Below are 15,013 nucleotides of genomic sequence, written 5' to 3' on the forward strand. Positions count from 1 at the left end.
ATGAAGTCTCTATAATACCCATAATTCAGACCGGACGCAGCACACATTGCAAGGTGCATCGACCCCCGCGGTTATGCTATAACACCCCCCTATATCTCACCCGACATCGGGTGCTGGCACCACACTCATCGGAACAGGATGCAAAAATGGTTACTTTCCACACCAATCATGGCGATATCGTAATCAAAACGTTTGACGACAAAGCGCCGGAAACAGTTAAAAACTTCCTGGACTACTGCCGCGAAGGTTTCTACGACAACACCATTTTCCACCGTGTTATCAACGGCTTTATGATTCAGGGCGGCGGTTTCGAACCGGGCATGAAACAAAAAGAGACCAAATCTCCGATTCAGAACGAAGCGAACAACGGCCTGAAAAACACCCGTGGTACGCTGGCAATGGCCCGTACTCAGGCGCCGCACTCCGCCACCGCCCAGTTCTTCATCAACGTGGCCGATAACGACTTCCTGAACTTCTCTGGCGAAAGCCTGCAGGGTTGGGGCTACTGCGTTTTCGCCGAAGTGGTTGAAGGCATGGACGTGGTAGACAAAATCAAAGCGGTTGCCACCGGCCGCAGCGGCATGCACCAGGATGTGCCGAAAGATGATGTGATCATCAAAAGCGTCACCGTCAGCGAGTAATTCGTGGCGACACTTTTTATTGCAGATTTGCACCTGCAAACAGAAGAACCGGCGATCACCGCCGGTTTTCTGCGTTTTTTACAGGGCGAAGCCCGCCAGGCGGACGCCCTGTATATCCTTGGCGATCTGTTTGAGGCGTGGATCGGCGATGACGATCCGAACCCGCTGCACCAACAAATTGCCTCGGCAATCAAAGCCGTCGTCGACGCCGGCGTGCCGTGCTACTTCATCCACGGCAACCGCGATTTTCTCGTCGGCCAGCGCTTTGCCCGCCAGAGCGGGATGCTCCTGCTCGCCGAAGAAGAGCGACTGGACCTCTATGGCCGTGAAGTGTTGATTATGCATGGCGACACGCTGTGCACCGATGACCCAGGCTATCTGGCGTTTCGCGCCAAAGTCCACACCCCGTGGATCCAGCGTCTGTTCCTGGCCCTGCCGCTGTTTATCCGCCGCCGCATCGCCGCCCGCATGCGCGCCGACAGCAAAGCCGCCAACAGCAGTAAATCGATGGACATTATGGATGTGAGTCCACAGGCGGTAGTTGACGTCATGGAAAGACATCATGTGCAGTGGCTGATCCACGGCCATACCCATCGCCCGGCGGTCCATGAACTGCAGGCCAACGGCCAACCTGCATGGCGCGTGGTACTTGGCGCCTGGCACAGCGAAGGTTCGATGGTCAAGGTGACACCGGACGACGTCGAACTGATCCACTTTCCGTTCTAGTTCCTGCGCGAGCACAATTCCGAAACCGTCTTTTGCCCGGGTAAAGGTGCGCGCTTCCCCGCGTCCTGCATGCTAGTCTCCCACGACATCACTCTCAAGGAATGAGCATGAACAGGAAAAAGTGGAATCAGCCGCTGATGTGGGGAACGATCATCGCGATCCTCAATCCGTTAGGGGTAAGTTATATCGCCTTAATCGGCGTCGCTATCGGCAACACGCTGACGTTTGTCTGGTGTGCAATGCTGGCGTGGGCCATCTATTTCTATGCCATTTATTTGCTCTGTACTCGCCCCCACGATAGCCGGCTGGTACAAATCTATTTACTGGTGATGGGCACCCTGATGCTCCCGTGGGGGGTAGTGCTGCTCATCACCTGCATCATGAATGAGATAAAGGCCAATAAGCCGCGATCGACGTCATCACTGAACGAGACAAAAGACGGCTAACCATGCGCACGCAACCGTTTTCCTTGCTGGCAGTTCATGCTATTCTCTGTGGCCTCTAAAGCAGTGTGAAACACACCCACAGGAGTTTTAAGACGCATGTCTTCCCGCAATAATTCGGCGCGTATCGCCATCGTGATGGGGTCCAAAAGCGACTGGGCTACCATGCAATTTACCGCAGAAATCCTTGATGCCCTGAACGTTCCGTACCATGTCGAAGTGGTCTCCGCCCACCGTACGCCTGATAAGCTGTTCAGCTTTGCTGAAAGCGCCGAGAGCCACGGTTATCAGGTGATTATTGCAGGGGCAGGCGGCGCGGCGCATCTGCCGGGCATGATTGCGGCGAAAACCCTGGTGCCGGTGCTCGGCGTACCGGTTCAGAGCGCGGCCTTAAGCGGTGTCGACAGCCTCTACTCCATTGTGCAAATGCCGCGCGGCATTCCGGTCGGTACGCTGGCTATCGGCAAAGCTGGCGCAGCGAATGCTGGCCTGCTCGCCGCGCAGATCCTTGCCCAGCATGATGCCGAACTGCACCAGCGCCTGAGCGCCTGGCGTCAGGCACAAACCGATGAAGTGCTGGATAACCCGGATCCGCGGGGTGCGGCATGAAACAGGTATGCGTGCTCGGTAACGGTCAGTTAGGTCGCATGCTGCGCCAGGCCGGTGAGCCGCTGGGCATCGCCGTCTGGCCAGTCGGCCTGGAAGCCGACCCGGAAGCGGTGCCGTTCCAGCAGAGCGTCATCACGGCAGAAATTGAACGCTGGCCGGAAACCGCCCTCACCCGCGAGCTGGCCCGCCATCCGGCGTTCGTCAACCGCGATGTCTTCCCGATTATCGCCGACCGCCTGACGCAAAAGCAGCTGTTCGACAAGCTTGGCCTGGCCACTGCCCCGTGGCAGCTGCTGGCGGATAAAAGCGAATGGCCGGCGGTGTTTGCCCGCCTTGGCGAGCTGGCGATCGTTAAGCGTCGCGTCGGCGGCTACGACGGCCGCGGCCAGTGGCGCCTGCGCGCTGACGAAATCGCGCAACTCCCGGAGGATAACTACGGCGAGTGCATCGTCGAGCAGGGGATTAACTTCTCCGGCGAAGTGTCGCTGGTGGGCGCCCGCGCCCATGACGGTAGCACCGTCTTCTACCCGCTGACCCGCAACCTGCATCAGGACGGTATTCTGCGCGCCAGCGTGGCCTTCCCGCAGGCCAATGCCCGCCAGCAGGAACAAGCGGAAAGCATGCTGACGGCGATCATGAACGAGCTGAACTACGTCGGCGTGATGGCGATGGAGTGCTTCGTCACCGCCGAGGGGCTGCTGATCAACGAGCTGGCGCCGCGCGTGCACAACAGCGGCCACTGGACGCAAAATGGCGCCTCCATCAGCCAGTTTGAACTGCATCTGCGAGCGATTACCGACCTGCCGCTGCCGCCGCCGGTGGTCAACAGCCCGTCGGTAATGATCAACCTGATCGGCACCGATCTCAACTACGACTGGCTGAAGCTGCCGCTGGTGCACCTGCACTGGTACGATAAAGAGGTGCGTCCGGGTCGCAAAGTCGGGCACCTGAACCTCACCGACAGCGATACCGATCGCCTGAGCGCGACGCTGGAAGCGATCAAGCCGCTGCTGCCGCCGGAGTACACCAGCGGCCTGTTCTGGGCGCAATCGCAGCTCAGCTAAGCCCTGCGTGCCGGGGATTTGATCTATCCCCTTCCCCGGCACACCTTGAGGCGCGTACAATCCCCCCCTTGCTGTAAAGCCCATTTCTGTTTTGACTTCAGAGGATACCCCATGACCAATGGGACGGATTATCGCGCCATTCTCGCCAGCGATACGCCACTGATTGACGTACGCGCCCCGGTGGAGTTTAGCCAAAGCGCGATGCCGGCGGCGATCAACCTGCCGCTGATGAATGATGAAGAACGCGCCGCGGTCGGCACCTGCTACAAGCGTCAGGGGCCAGAGGCGGCGCTGGCGCTCGGCCATAAGCTGGTTGATGGCGACCTGCGCGCCAGCCGGATCCAGGCGTGGCTGGAAGCGTGCGCCCGTTACCCGCACGGTTACCTGTGCTGCGCCCGCGGCGGCCAGCGATCGCATATCGTCCAGCAGTGGCTGAAAGACGCTGGCGTGGAGTACCCCCTGATCGTCGGCGGCTATAAAGCGCTACGCCAGGCGGCGATCCAGGCCACCGACGAACTGGTACAGCGCCCGATTGTGCTGATTGGCGGCTGCACCGGCAATGGCAAAACTCAGCTGGTCTGCTCGCGACCGGACGGTATCGATCTGGAAGGGCTTGCCCATCACCGCGGTTCTTCATTCGGTCGAACCCTGCAGGATCAGCACCCGCAGGCCACCTTTGAAAACCACCTGGCGGTCAGCCTGCTTAAAAAAGCCGAACAGCAGACCCGCTGGGTGCTGGAAGATGAAGGCCATATGATCGGTGCCAACCATCTGCCGGAGTGCCTGCGCCTCCGCATGGCGCAATCGCCGCTGGCGGTGGTGGAAGATCCATTTGACGTTCGCCTCGAACGGCTGCGCGAAGAGTATTTCGATCGCATGTATCGCGACTTTATCGCCGCGTATGGCGAAGAGAAAGGCTGGCAGGCATACGGCGAGTACCTCCATCACGGTCTGTTTGCCATCCGCCGTCGCCTGGGGCTGCAGCGTTTTGCTCAGCTGACTGAACGGCTCGACGCGGCGCTGGCGCAGCAGCAGCGCACCGCCAGCACCGAGGCGCACTTCGCCTGGCTGGTGCCGCTGCTGGAAGAATATTACGATCCAATGTATCGCTATCAGTTGGGGAAAAAAGACGGGAAGATTATTTTTCGCGGCAACTGGCAGGAGGTCGCCGCCTGGCTGGCGAAGTAATCGCATGCGCTATTGTCCCGGCTTGCGGCGTAAACGCCTTAGCCGGGCTACCGCTCGGCGCGATTTGTAGCCCCGGTAGCGCAGCGCGACCGGGGAGTTGTGACCGCTTAGAAGTCGTAGCGCAGACGCACCAGGTTCATATCCCCCAGGTTGTCGGTGCTGGAGGTAAACACGTGTTCGTAGTCAACGCGGAAACCGTAATCCAGCTGGAAGCTGATCCCCAGACCGTTATCGATACGCTGGTAGTTGCGGCCATTCACGTACTGCAGGCGGTCGCCCATAAAGTACGGCTGAATAGATTTAACAGCGTATTGATTGATCGGGAATTTATAGCCCGCAAAATATTCAATCCCCCAGGCGTCGCCGGCGAAGTAGTTATGCACATCGGTTTTTTTGGTGGTGAGGAAGTTCTGATACCAGCCGCCGCCGAAGGAGAAGGTCCAGTTATCCGGGGTCCAGCTCAGCGCGGTACCGACGATGTTCTGGTCATAGGTTTTGTTGTCGGAACTTGACGGGTCACGCATTTCGGCGCGAGTGTAGTTCCACGCAGTACCCCAGGTCAGGTCCTTCATGATGTGGTAGTCCGCACCAATAGAACCGCCGCCTTTACGCTTGTAGCGCAGGCCGTTGCCAGGCAGATACTCACTATCTTCGAACAGATAAGAGCCGTATAAATCGACATCACCCACGGTTTTCTTATATTTCAGCATATTACGTGAACGATAGGAGCCATCGTAATCGCCGTTAATACCGTTTCCCGGGGCCTGGCCGATCATGTCGTAGTCCCAGATATCGGTTTTCACCCCCACCACATCATAGTAAATGCTGTTCTGCTGCCCGTAGGTTAATGTGCCCCAGGTATCGCTTTTCAGGCCGGTATACAGCATGCGGCGGGTGGTATTGTTTGCGCCTTCCGCGTAGTGGTTATCCCAGTCAAACAGTGCCGGAATGTTCACCCCCAGTTCGTAGTAGCTAATCCAGCTAATATCATCGAACAGGTAGTAATCCGCCGCGAAGCGGAAACGGGTGCCACCGTCGAAACCGTTACGCTTATAGGATCCTTTATCACCATCACCGCTCATCATGTTGAACTGCGGACGAATACTCCCGCCGACGGTAAAGTTAAGCCGGCTTAACGGATCGCCCGCCTGCGGATCTTGTTTCAGCAGCGTGATCTCCGCGTGGGAAGCAAATGAAGCGAACACCAGTGTTGCGCCGATCGAGACCGCCAGCGCTTTTATTTTATGTGCCATAGTTTTTCCTTGATTAATAAGCAACCTTATATTTACCAGCTGAATATTAACCGCGAATCAGTACAGCGTGTTGTCGGTTTTTTAATGTTTTGTGCGCTTAAAAATCAACGAGTTATCAATTTTTGCGCTTAAAATAAAAGCGCCGCCAAAAAAAGGGGGCGCATCATCAAAATGCAATAATCTTACTGGCTAAACTGACGGAACAACGCTTTCCCCTTTAACAAACGCAGCCCCAGCCCGCCGCCGCACAGAGATAACAACACCGCTCCCGTCAGCGGCAGCATCACCCACAAGCGCCAGTCCGGCGTCCAGGGGAAATCAAATACTTTCGTCTGCAGCATCGCCAGCGCCACTTCCGCGCCTATCGCCGCCACCAGTCCGGAAACCAGCCCCAGCAGGGCAAACTCCGCCCACAGCGTGGCGCGCAGCAGCGATTTCCCGGCCCCCAGCGTGCGCCAGACCACCAGCTCCTGATGCCGCTGGCGCATACCGACCTGGACCTGCGCCAGCAACAGCAGCACGCCGCAGGCCGTGACCAGGCCCACCATCACCTCCAGCGCCCGGCTGACCTGGGAGAGCACCTGGCCGACCTGACGCAGGATGGCGCCGATATCCAACAGGCTAACGGTGGGAAACTCGCGGTTCAACTGGGTCAACATCGCGGGACCGTTATCCCAGCGGAAGCTGGTGAGCCAGCTCTGCGGCTGCCCGTCCAGCGCCCCGGAGGGGAAAATAAAGAAGAAGTTGGGCCGCAGGCTCTCCCAGTCAACTTTGCGCACGCTGCTGACCTTCGCGCTGAAGTCCTGAGTATCGCCGGTAAAGGTCACCGTATCGCCGATCTTCACCCCCAGCCGCTGCGCCAGTCCCTCTTCAATCGATACCTCGCCCGGCTTCGGCGGCCAGCTACCGGCCACCAGCGGATTATGATCCGGACGCTGTTCGCTCCAGGTGAGATTAAGCTCGCGATTCAGCGCTTCGTCTTTGTTACCGTCCGTGGAGTGACCGTTGATCTGCGTCAGACGAGCCCGGACGATCGGATAAAATTCCGCCGCCCGGGTCTGGTGTTCGGCGAGGAAAGTCTTCACCGGCATTATCTGCTCAGGGGCAATATTGATCAGAAAGTAGTTCGGGCTTTCCCGGGGCAACTGCTGCTGCCAGCGGTCAAGCAGATCGCCGCGCAGCACCAGCAGCAGCGCCAGTAGCATAAACGACAGGGAAAACGCCGCCAGCTGGCTGAGGGTCGACCACGGCTGGCGCAGCAGGCGGTTCACCGCCAGACGCAGCGGCAAGGCTTTGAGCGTCAGGCGTTTGAGCAGCCACAGTAATCCCCAGCCCACCAGGCCGCACAGCAGCGCCAGCACCACCGCCCCGGCCAGCACCGACCACAGCAGCGGGCTGCCGCCCATCAGCCAGGCCAGCCCGCCGACCACCACCGCGCAGACCACAGGAATATAGTGTTTCAGCGGCCAGACGTTAGCCACCACATCCTGACGCAGCACTCGCAGCGGCAGGGTCGCCAGCAGCAGTCGATACGGCCGCAGGCCCACCAGCAGGGAAATGACGCCTGTCGCCCCGATAGCCCACAGCCACGGCCAACCGCTGGCAGCGGGTAGCGCGGCGGGTAGCACCGGTTTGAGCATCAACAGCAGCAGGCGCTCCAGCGCCAGGCCCACGACCCCGCCGCTTATTACCGACAGCGTCAGCAGCAGCAGCCACTGGCCGACGATGAGCTTGCGCAGCTGCGCCCGCCCGGCACCCAGCGTCTTCAAAATTGCGACCAGATCGTAGCGACTGCGGCAGTAGTGGCTCATCGCCACGGCGATCGCGGCAACGGCCAGCAGCAGCGTCAACAGCGCGGATAACAGCAGGAATTGCTGCGAGCGCTCAAGGGATTTGCCCAGCGCGCTGTCGTCCTGTTCAAGGCCAGTCCAGCGATGTTCCGCGCCGAGCTTCGGCAGCAGCCATTGTTCATAATCCGCCAGCTGTTGCACGTTACCGGCGAACTTATAGCGCCATGCGACGCGACTGCCGGGCTGCACGGCCCCGGTTTTTGCCACGTCAGCCATATTCATCATCAGTCGCGGCGCCATCTGGAAGGGGTTAAACCCCGCGTCTGGCTCCTGAATCACTTCCCCGGCAATGCGCAGCGTGGCATCGCCAACGTCAATCGTATCGCCGGTTTTCAGGTTCAGGAGCGCCATCAGCCTTGGCGCCAGCAGCACGCTCCCCGCCTGCGGCTTCAGCCCCGGCGGCTGCGTCTCGAGGGTGCCATACAGCGGATAGCGGTCGTCCACCGCCTTAACGTCCGCCAGCTGCGGCGTATCACCGGCGAACGTCATGGTGGCGAAGCTCAGCTGCTCGCCGACGGTCAGCCCTGACTTCCGCGCTTGCGCGATCCACTCGGCGGGTACCTCGCGCGAACTGCGCAGCGTACGGTCGCCGGCCATAAACTCACGGCTTTGCTGGCTAAGGCCTTTCTCCATCCGATCGCTTATCGACCCCAGAGCCAGCACGCAGGCCACGGCGAGACTTAACGCCAGCCAGACGATCAGCAGCGACGGCGAGCGCCATTCGCGCCAGAACCAGCGGGCGATCATGCTTCCTCCCGCAGCTGGCCATCCACCAGGCGCAGACGGCGGTCGCAGCGCGCCGCCAGCAGCGGATCGTGAGTGACGAGGATCAGGGTGGTGCCGTGTTCGCGATTAAGCGAGAACAGCAGATCGGCAATTTTGTCCCCGGTCTGGCGATCGAGGTTGCCGGTGGGCTCATCGGCGAACAGGAGGGCCGGGCGCCCGTTGAAGGCCCGGGCCAGCGCCACCCGCTGCTGTTCGCCGCCGGAGAGCTGCGCCGGCAGGTGGTGCAGGCGTTTGCCAAGCCCCAGCTGCTCAAGCAGCGCGCGGGCATCGCCCTGGCTCTCACTGTCGCTGGCGCCGCGCAGCAGCGCCGGCAGCTCGACGTTCTCCAGGGCGTTGAGCGTCGGGATCAGCATAAACGACTGAAAAACAAAGCCAACGTGCTGCGCCCGCAGCGCCGCCCGCGCCTCCTCATCCATCCGATGCAGCGGTTTGCCCAGCATCGAGACTTCCCCGCTGCTGCCATCGTCCAGGCCAGCGAGGATCGCCAGCAGGGTCGATTTACCGGAACCTGACTCGCCGATCAGGGCGATGGTCTGCCGCGGTTTGACAACCAGCTCAACTCCGGTAAGGATGGAGAGCTGATGCTCTCCCTGACCGACGGACTTCTTAAGATGATGAACTTCAAGTATGTTTTCCGCTGGCATGTGCCTTTCCTGTTTTTGTTCCTGTTTACCTGCCGCGCAATGGCGGCGGACACGCTGCTGATCCTCGGCGACAGCCTGAGCGCTGGCTATCGAATGGCGGCCAACGCCGCCTGGCCTGCGCTGCTCAATGAGAAGTGGCAGGCGAAAACACCGGTGGTGAACGCCAGCATCAGCGGCGATACCTCGCAGCAGGGGCTGGCCCGCCTGCCAGCGCTGCTTAAGCAGCATCAGCCGCGCTGGGTGCTGGTTGAGCTCGGCGGCAATGACGGGCTGCGCGGTTTTCCGCCACAGCAGACCGAGCAAACACTGCGCACCATTATTAAAGATATCAAAGCGGCCAACGCCGAGCCGCTGCTGATGCAAATTCACCTGCCGGCGAACTATGGCCGCCGCTATAATGAAGCCTTCGGCGCGATTTACCCGGCCCTGGCCAAAGAGTTCGATATTCCTCTCCTGCCTTTTTTTATGGAGGAGGTCTATCTCAAACCGCAATGGATGCAGGACGACGGCATTCACCCAAATCGCGACGCGCAGCCGTTTATCGCCGACTGGATGGCGAACCGGCTGGCTCCCTTAGTTAATCATGACTCCTGAACGCCAGGGGTCGCTGACAGGTAAAGTTATGCAAAAAACGGTTTTAGTGACAGGCTGTTCCAGCGGAATTGGTCTGGAAAGCGCGCTGGATTTAACCCGCCAGGGCTTTCGCGTGCTGGCGGCCTGCCGCAAAGCGGAGGACGTCGCGCGGATGCAGGAGCTGGGGCTAACCGGTATTTTGCTCGATCTGGATGACCCACAGAGCGTGGAGCGCGCGGCGGCGGAGGTGATTGCGCTGACCGATAATCGTCTCTATGGCCTGTTCAATAACGCCGGTTATGGCGTCTATGGCCCGCTGAACACCATCAGCCGCCAGCAGATGGAACAGCAGTTTTCCGCCAACTTTTTCGGCGCGCATCAGCTGACCATGCTGCTGCTGCCGGCGATGACGCCGCACGGCGAAGGGCGCATCGTGATGACCTCCTCGGTGATGGGGCTCATCGCCAGTCCCGGTCGCGGGGCCTATGCCGCCAGTAAATACGCCCTCGAGGCGTGGTCCGATGCGCTACGCATGGAATTGCGCCACAGTGGTATTCAGGTCAGCCTGATTGAACCGGGCCCGATCCGCACCCGCTTTACCGATAACGTCAACCAGACGCAAAGCGATAAACCCGTAGAAAATCCGGGCATCGCCGCTCGCTTTACCCTCGGGCCGGAGGCGGTGGTGGAAAAAGTGCGCCACGCTTTTACCAGCGATAAGCCAAAGCTGCGCTACCCGGTCACTCTGGTGACTCACGCGGTGGCGCTGCTCAAACGCCTGCTGCCTGCCCGCGCGATGGACAAAATTATCCACGGCTGAGTTGAAGCGCGGCATGCCGCCCCCATGTAAAACAGAAATCGACTAACGAGAAATGCCCATGTCCGAACAGAATATTGTCAATATTAGCGAAGCGAACCTGCAGCAGACGCTACAGCAGTCCATGAACGTCCCGGTGCTGTTTTATTTCTGGTCTGCCCGCAGCCAGCACTGCGAACAACTGACCCCAGTCCTCGAGCGCCTGGCCGCCCAGTATAACGGCCAGTTCACGCTGGCGAAGGTTGATTGCGACGCCGAGCAAATGCTCGCTTCACAGTTTGGTCTGCGCGCCATCCCTACAGTTTATCTGTTCCAGAACGGCCAGCCGGTGGACGGTTTTGAAGGCCCGCAGCCGGAGGAAGCGATTCGCGCCCTGCTGGATAAAGTCCTGCCGCGTGAAGAGGAGCTGAAAGCCCAGCAGGCGCTGGCCCTGATGCAGGAAGAAAAATACGCCGAGGCATTACCGCTGCTGAAGGAAGCCTGGCAGCTGTCGAATCAGGACAGCCAGATTGGTCTGCTGCTGGCGGAAACGCTGATTGCCCTGCACCGTTCCGATGAAGCGGAAAGCGTGCTGAAAACCATCCCGCTGCAGGATCAGGACACCCACTATCAGGGTCTGGTGGCGCAGATTGAGCTGCTCAAACAGGCCGCCGACACCCCGGAAATTCAGCAGTTGCAGCAGCAGGTGGAACAGAATCCGGACGATGCGCAGCTGGCCTCCCAGCTGGCGCTGCAGCTGCATCAGGTCGGGCGTAATGAAGAAGCGCTGGCGCTGCTGTTCAGCCATCTGCAGAAGGATTTAGGCGCCGGCGATGGCCAGGCGCGCAAGATGCTGCAGGAGATCCTCGCCGCCCTCGGTACCGGCGATGCGCTGGCCGCCAAATACCGCCGCCAGCTCTATTCGCTGCTGTACTAATCAGAGGCGTTGACCCGGATAGCGCTACGCTTATCCGGGCTACAGATTACGCCGTGGTAGCCCGGGTAAGGCGTGAACGCCGCAACCCGGGATCGTTCATGGGTGCTTTTTCAGCTGCGTTACCACCAGCTGATGACGGGCATTGAAGAACTTCCGGTAGGTCAGATAGCCGGCGATAATCGTCGACAGGCTGGCGGTCGACAGCAGCATAAAGGTCACCATGATCTGGTACTTAATCGCCTTCACCGGGTCAATACCGGCAAAAATTAGCCCCGACATCATCCCAGGCAAGCTCACCAGCCCGACCGTTTTCGCTGAATCGACGGTGGGAATCAATGACGCGCGAATGCTCTCGCGAATCAGCCGCGCCGCAGCCATCTTCGGCGTCGCGCCGAGGCTCAGCTTCTCCTGAATCTGCTGCTGCTCGCTGCTGAAGCGCTGGCCCATATTGTTGTAGCACAGCCCCACCGCCACCATGGCGTTCCCGGCCACCATCCCGGCAATCGGGATCACCTGCATCGGCACGAAGGCGATCGACCCCGAAAAGACCAGTACCGCCAACGTTAGTCCGGCGCCGGTGGTGATGGCGATAAACGACGAGACAAAAGCTTTATCGATATATTTACTGCGCTTCTTCGCATTCCACGCCGCGTTAAAGCAGATAAACAGCACCATCAACAGCGTCAGAACCGCATGATTGACGTTAAAGATATATTTCAGCACATAGCCGACGATAATCAGCTGCACGATCGCCCGGCAAATACTCCAGATAATATCTTTTTCCAGTGCCAGTTTTTCCCGATAGCTGACCAGAATAGCGATCAGCACCAGCACCATCGACAGCGCCAGCGATTCGTTCGTAATGTTATGCCCGTTCATGCTGTACCTCCTGCATGTTTCCGCCGGCAGGTTGCAGCGTAATCACTTCATCGGCATGCGAAATTTCGTTGCGATCGTGGGTGACCCACAGAACAGCGACCTGTTTTTCCGTCGCGTAGCCATGAATAATGTCATTCACATTCTGTTTATTACTTTCATCCAGCGCGCTGGTAATTTCGTCCAGCAGCAGCACGCGCGGTAGAAATTGTAAATTGCGGATCAGCGATACGCGCTGCTTTTCCCCGCCGGACAGTTCGTTAATAGACTTTTCCAGCATATTTTCGCCAAGGCCAAAGCGCTGCAGGTCAGCCACCAGCGCCTGCGGATCGGGTTGTTTGTTGCGGATCTGCCACGGAAAAATCAGGTTATCGTAGACTGAATCACCGAACAGCGCCGGCGTCTGCGCGCAGTAAGACACCTGCTGACGATAGGTTTCCGGCGACAGCGTCGCGATATCCACATCGTCAAAAAACAGGCGTCCGGAGGTTGGGCTGAGCAGCGAGGCGATAATCTTCAGCAAGGTGCTTTTCCCGCAGCCGGAAGGCCCGGTAATCAGCTTAAATTCTCCGGGTCTGAGCTGAAGAGTGATATTGTGTAAAATAACTGCGTCGTCGGTCTTAAACCCCACACCCTCGAGACGCAAAAGCGCGTTATTTTCCTTCATGAGTCTTCCTGATTATTTTCTGAAACACCGCTAGTTTACCCCACTTTCCTTTCTCCAGGATGAGGAGAAAGATATACTCAGTTTAAACATGCGCTATTTCCTTGTAGCGCCCCACCAGGCAACAAGACAGGAGGTTTTTGATGCTGATTTTTATTCCTATCCTTATTTTCGTCGCGCTGGTCATTGTGGCCGCGGCGGTGAAAATTGTCCCGCAAGGCTATCAGTGGACGGTAGAACGTTTTGGGCGCTTTACCCAGACGCTGCAGCCGGGATTAAGCTTAGTCGTGCCGTTTATGGACCGAATCGGCCGCAAAGTGAACATGATGGAGCAGGTGCTCGACATCCCCTCGCAGGAGGTTATCTCCCGGGATAACGCCAACGTCACCATCGACGCTGTCTGCTTTATTCAGGTGATTGACGCGCCAAAGGCCGCCTACGAGGTCAGCAATCTTGAGCAGGCGATCGTCAACCTGACGATGACCAATATCCGTACCGTGCTCGGCTCGATGGAGCTGGACGAAATGCTCTCCCAACGCGACAGCATTAACACCCGTCTGCTGCATATCGTTGACGACGCCACTAATCCGTGGGGAGTAAAAATCACCCGCGTCGAAATTCGCGACGTTCGCCCGCCGGCGGAGCTTATTGCCTCAATGAACGCCCAGATGAAAGCCGAACGTACCAAACGCGCCTATATCCTTGAGGCCGAAGGGGTGCGACAGGCGGAAATTCTGAAAGCGGAAGGGGAAAAGCAGTCGCAGATCCTCAAAGCCGAGGGGGAACGGCAGTCCGCTTTCCTGCAGGCCGAAGCTCGCGAACGTTCCGCCGAAGCGGAAGCCCGCGCCACTCAGATGGTCTCCTCGGCAATCGCCTCGGGCGATATTCAGGCGATCAACTACTTCGTGGCGCAGAAGTACACCGATGCGCTGCAGCAGATTGGCGCCGCTAACAACAGCAAAGTGGTGCTGATGCCGCTGGATGCCAGCAGCCTGATGGGATCGATTGCCGGGATCAGCGAGCTGATCAAAGAAGGCGCTGGCGATCGGAAAAAATCATGATCGACATGATCTTCGCCCATCCGCATCTGTTCTGGTTAAGCCTGGGCGGGCTGCTGCTGGCGGCCGAGATGCTTGGCGGCAGCGGCTATCTGCTGTGGAGCGGCGTCGCTGGCGTGGTGACCGGCGCTCTCACCTGGCTCCTGCCGCTGAGCTGGGAATGGCAAGGGACGCTGTTTGCCGTTCTCACCCTGCTGGCGGCGTGGCTGTGGTCGAAATGGCTGCGCAAGCGGGTCAAAACGCAGCGTCCGGCCGATGCTCAGCTCAACCAACGCGGGCAGCAACTGGTGGGCCGCCGCCTGACGCTGGATGCCCCGCTGGTAAACGGCCGTGGCCATGTACGCGTGGGCGACAGCTCCTGGCCGGTGATTGCCGATGAAGACCTCGCGGCGGGCAGCAAGGTTGAAGTGATTGCCGTAGAAGGGATTACGCTACGAATCAGACCCGCCGTCCGTTAAGCCTGCGCCTTGCGATGGCAGCAGCCGGAAAGATTATCGATAATCGGGCACTCCGCGCTGTCGTCGCCGGGGCAGGATTCGGCCAGCGCCAGCAGGTGCGCGCGCATATTTTGCAGCTCGCGGATATGGTTCTCGATATCCGCCACTTTCTCCAGCGTGCGTTTTTTCACATCGGCGCTGTGCCGCGACGGGTCGTTGAACAAGGCCACCAGCTCGCGGCACTCTTCCAGGTTAAACCCCACCTGCCGCGCCTGGCGCAGCAGCGTCAGCTCATCGAGATGCTGCTGACTGTAGGTGCGGTAGCCGTTTTCGCTCCGCAACGGCGGCGTCACCAGCCCCTTCTCTTCGTAAAAACGAATCGCTTTGCTGGTTAAACCGGTTTTTTTCGCCACATCGCTGATATTCATTTTTTCTCCTTGACCTTCCCCTTGCTGGAAGGTTTAACCT

General features: G+C 59.1%; 17 protein-coding genes. 11 read left to right on the forward strand and 6 right to left on the reverse strand.

What is annotated here, in order from left to right:
* Positions 1-146: 146 nt before the first annotated feature.
* The 6 genes from ppiB (at position 147) to mnmH (ending at position 4,671) form a co-directional block, all read left to right on the forward strand.
* Positions 147-641 (forward strand): peptidylprolyl isomerase B, encoded by a 495-nt coding sequence (ppiB, locus tag AC3EMD_RS21175; RefSeq protein WP_008805471.1) that lies wholly within the window; start codon positions 147-149, stop codon positions 639-641.
* A gap of 3 nt (positions 642-644) precedes the next feature.
* Positions 645-1,367: a UDP-2,3-diacylglucosamine diphosphatase gene (gene lpxH / locus AC3EMD_RS21180; protein WP_049139469.1), complete on the forward strand. Its 723-nt coding sequence runs from the start codon at positions 645-647 to the stop codon at positions 1,365-1,367.
* A gap of 107 nt (positions 1,368-1,474) precedes the next feature.
* A complete protein-coding gene (locus tag AC3EMD_RS21185) occupies positions 1,475-1,813 on the forward strand; it encodes a hypothetical protein (RefSeq protein ID WP_039102919.1) in 339 nt (112 codons plus the stop codon).
* Positions 1,814-1,909: 96 nt separating this feature from the next.
* A complete protein-coding gene (gene purE, locus AC3EMD_RS21190) occupies positions 1,910-2,419 on the forward strand; it encodes a 5-(carboxyamino)imidazole ribonucleotide mutase (protein WP_004151322.1) in 510 nt (169 codons plus the stop codon).
* Positions 2,416-3,483, forward strand: coding sequence for a 5-(carboxyamino)imidazole ribonucleotide synthase (gene purK / locus AC3EMD_RS21195; protein WP_012968798.1), 1,068 nt, complete (start codon positions 2,416-2,418; stop codon positions 3,481-3,483). The genes purE and purK overlap by 4 nt, the downstream gene beginning before the upstream one ends.
* Before the next feature lie 111 nt (positions 3,484-3,594).
* Positions 3,595-4,671, forward strand: a complete 1,077-nt coding sequence (gene mnmH, locus AC3EMD_RS21200; protein ID WP_274897581.1) for a tRNA 2-selenouridine(34) synthase MnmH — start codon at positions 3,595-3,597, stop codon at positions 4,669-4,671.
* Between the two features lie 107 nt (positions 4,672-4,778).
* Here the strand turns inward: mnmH and AC3EMD_RS21205 are convergent, their stop codons facing one another.
* The 3 genes from AC3EMD_RS21205 to ybbA form a co-directional block, all read right to left on the reverse strand.
* Positions 4,779-5,924: a porin gene (locus tag AC3EMD_RS21205; protein ID WP_042946820.1), complete on the reverse strand. Its 1,146-nt coding sequence runs from the start codon at positions 5,922-5,924 to the stop codon at positions 4,779-4,781.
* Positions 5,925-6,106: 182 nt separating this feature from the next.
* Positions 6,107-8,521 (reverse strand): putative ABC transporter permease subunit YbbP, encoded by a 2,415-nt coding sequence (gene ybbP / locus AC3EMD_RS21210; protein ID WP_080928733.1) that lies wholly within the window; start codon positions 8,519-8,521, stop codon positions 6,107-6,109.
* A complete protein-coding gene (ybbA, locus tag AC3EMD_RS21215; RefSeq protein WP_008805463.1) occupies positions 8,518-9,204 on the reverse strand; it encodes a putative ABC transporter ATP-binding protein YbbA in 687 nt (228 codons plus the stop codon). The genes ybbP and ybbA overlap by 4 nt, the downstream gene beginning before the upstream one ends.
* On the opposite strand from ybbA, the gene tesA reads away from it, so the two are divergent.
* From tesA to AC3EMD_RS21230, 3 genes are read left to right on the forward strand one after another with little or no spacing between them, the layout of a single operon-like run.
* Positions 9,175-9,798, forward strand: a complete 624-nt coding sequence (tesA, locus tag AC3EMD_RS21220) for a multifunctional acyl-CoA thioesterase I/protease I/lysophospholipase L1 (protein ID WP_012542655.1) — start codon at positions 9,175-9,177, stop codon at positions 9,796-9,798. The genes ybbA and tesA overlap by 30 nt on opposite strands.
* Positions 9,788-10,597 (forward strand): SDR family oxidoreductase, encoded by an 810-nt coding sequence (locus AC3EMD_RS21225; RefSeq protein ID WP_009484702.1) that lies wholly within the window; start codon positions 9,788-9,790, stop codon positions 10,595-10,597. Before tesA ends, AC3EMD_RS21225 begins: the two co-directional genes overlap by 11 nt.
* Before the next feature lie 58 nt (positions 10,598-10,655).
* Complete coding sequence (locus AC3EMD_RS21230) at positions 10,656-11,510, forward strand: co-chaperone YbbN (RefSeq protein WP_008805461.1); 855 nt, start codon at positions 10,656-10,658, stop codon at positions 11,508-11,510.
* 96 nt (positions 11,511-11,606) lie between these two features.
* Here AC3EMD_RS21230 and fetB read toward each other — a convergent pair whose 3' ends face one another.
* Positions 11,607-12,389: an iron efflux ABC transporter permease subunit FetB gene (gene fetB / locus AC3EMD_RS21235; protein WP_008805460.1), complete on the reverse strand. Its 783-nt coding sequence runs from the start codon at positions 12,387-12,389 to the stop codon at positions 11,607-11,609.
* A complete protein-coding gene (fetA, locus tag AC3EMD_RS21240; RefSeq protein WP_023322156.1) occupies positions 12,376-13,053 on the reverse strand; it encodes an iron efflux ABC transporter ATP-binding subunit FetA in 678 nt (225 codons plus the stop codon). The genes fetB and fetA overlap by 14 nt, the downstream gene beginning before the upstream one ends.
* A gap of 140 nt (positions 13,054-13,193) precedes the next feature.
* Here fetA and AC3EMD_RS21245 point away from each other — a divergent pair, with 140 nt between their 5' ends.
* A complete protein-coding gene (locus AC3EMD_RS21245; RefSeq protein WP_002892258.1) occupies positions 13,194-14,111 on the forward strand; it encodes an SPFH domain-containing protein in 918 nt (305 codons plus the stop codon).
* The gene (locus AC3EMD_RS21250; protein WP_008805458.1) at positions 14,108-14,566 is read left to right on the forward strand and encodes an NfeD family protein; all 459 of its coding nucleotides are present in this window, start codon (positions 14,108-14,110) and stop codon (positions 14,564-14,566) included. The genes AC3EMD_RS21245 and AC3EMD_RS21250 overlap by 4 nt, the downstream gene beginning before the upstream one ends.
* Here the strand turns inward: AC3EMD_RS21250 and cueR are convergent.
* Entirely contained in the window at positions 14,563-14,973 is a 411-nt protein-coding gene (gene cueR / locus AC3EMD_RS21255) for a Cu(I)-responsive transcriptional regulator (RefSeq protein WP_002892208.1), read from the reverse strand. The genes AC3EMD_RS21250 and cueR overlap by 4 nt on opposite strands.
* Between the last annotated feature and the right edge of the window lie 40 nt (positions 14,974-15,013).

The sequence above is a fragment of the Klebsiella sp. PK18 genome (genome assembly GCF_057784655.1).

Excerpts from the sequence above, each read along its gene's own strand:
- AC3EMD_RS21185 (WP_039102919.1), top strand. The coding sequence starts at position 1,475 with ATGAACAGGAAAAAGTGGAATCAGCCGCTGATGTGGGGAACGATCATC.
- purK (WP_012968798.1), top strand. The coding sequence starts at position 2,416 with ATGAAACAGGTATGCGTGCTCGGTAACGGTCAGTTAGGTCGCATGCTG.
- ybbA (WP_008805463.1), bottom strand. The coding sequence starts at position 9,204 with ATGCCAGCGGAAAACATACTTGAAGTTCATCATCTTAAGAAGTCCGTC.
- ybbP (WP_080928733.1), bottom strand. The coding sequence starts at position 8,521 with ATGATCGCCCGCTGGTTCTGGCGCGAATGGCGCTCGCCGTCGCTGCTG.
- purE (WP_004151322.1), top strand. The coding sequence starts at position 1,910 with ATGTCTTCCCGCAATAATTCGGCGCGTATCGCCATCGTGATGGGGTCC.
- AC3EMD_RS21230 (WP_008805461.1), top strand. The coding sequence starts at position 10,656 with ATGTCCGAACAGAATATTGTCAATATTAGCGAAGCGAACCTGCAGCAG.
- ppiB (WP_008805471.1), top strand. The coding sequence starts at position 147 with ATGGTTACTTTCCACACCAATCATGGCGATATCGTAATCAAAACGTTT.
- cueR (WP_002892208.1), bottom strand. The coding sequence starts at position 14,973 with ATGAATATCAGCGATGTGGCGAAAAAAACCGGTTTAACCAGCAAAGCG.
- AC3EMD_RS21250 (WP_008805458.1), top strand. The coding sequence starts at position 14,108 with ATGATCGACATGATCTTCGCCCATCCGCATCTGTTCTGGTTAAGCCTG.
- mnmH (WP_274897581.1), top strand. The coding sequence starts at position 3,595 with ATGACCAATGGGACGGATTATCGCGCCATTCTCGCCAGCGATACGCCA.
- fetA (WP_023322156.1), bottom strand. The coding sequence starts at position 13,053 with ATGAAGGAAAATAACGCGCTTTTGCGTCTCGAGGGTGTGGGGTTTAAG.
- AC3EMD_RS21205 (WP_042946820.1), bottom strand. The coding sequence starts at position 5,924 with ATGGCACATAAAATAAAAGCGCTGGCGGTCTCGATCGGCGCAACACTG.
- AC3EMD_RS21245 (WP_002892258.1), top strand. The coding sequence starts at position 13,194 with ATGCTGATTTTTATTCCTATCCTTATTTTCGTCGCGCTGGTCATTGTG.
- fetB (WP_008805460.1), bottom strand. The coding sequence starts at position 12,389 with ATGAACGGGCATAACATTACGAACGAATCGCTGGCGCTGTCGATGGTG.
- tesA (WP_012542655.1), top strand. The coding sequence starts at position 9,175 with ATGAACTTCAAGTATGTTTTCCGCTGGCATGTGCCTTTCCTGTTTTTG.
- AC3EMD_RS21225 (WP_009484702.1), top strand. The coding sequence starts at position 9,788 with ATGACTCCTGAACGCCAGGGGTCGCTGACAGGTAAAGTTATGCAAAAA.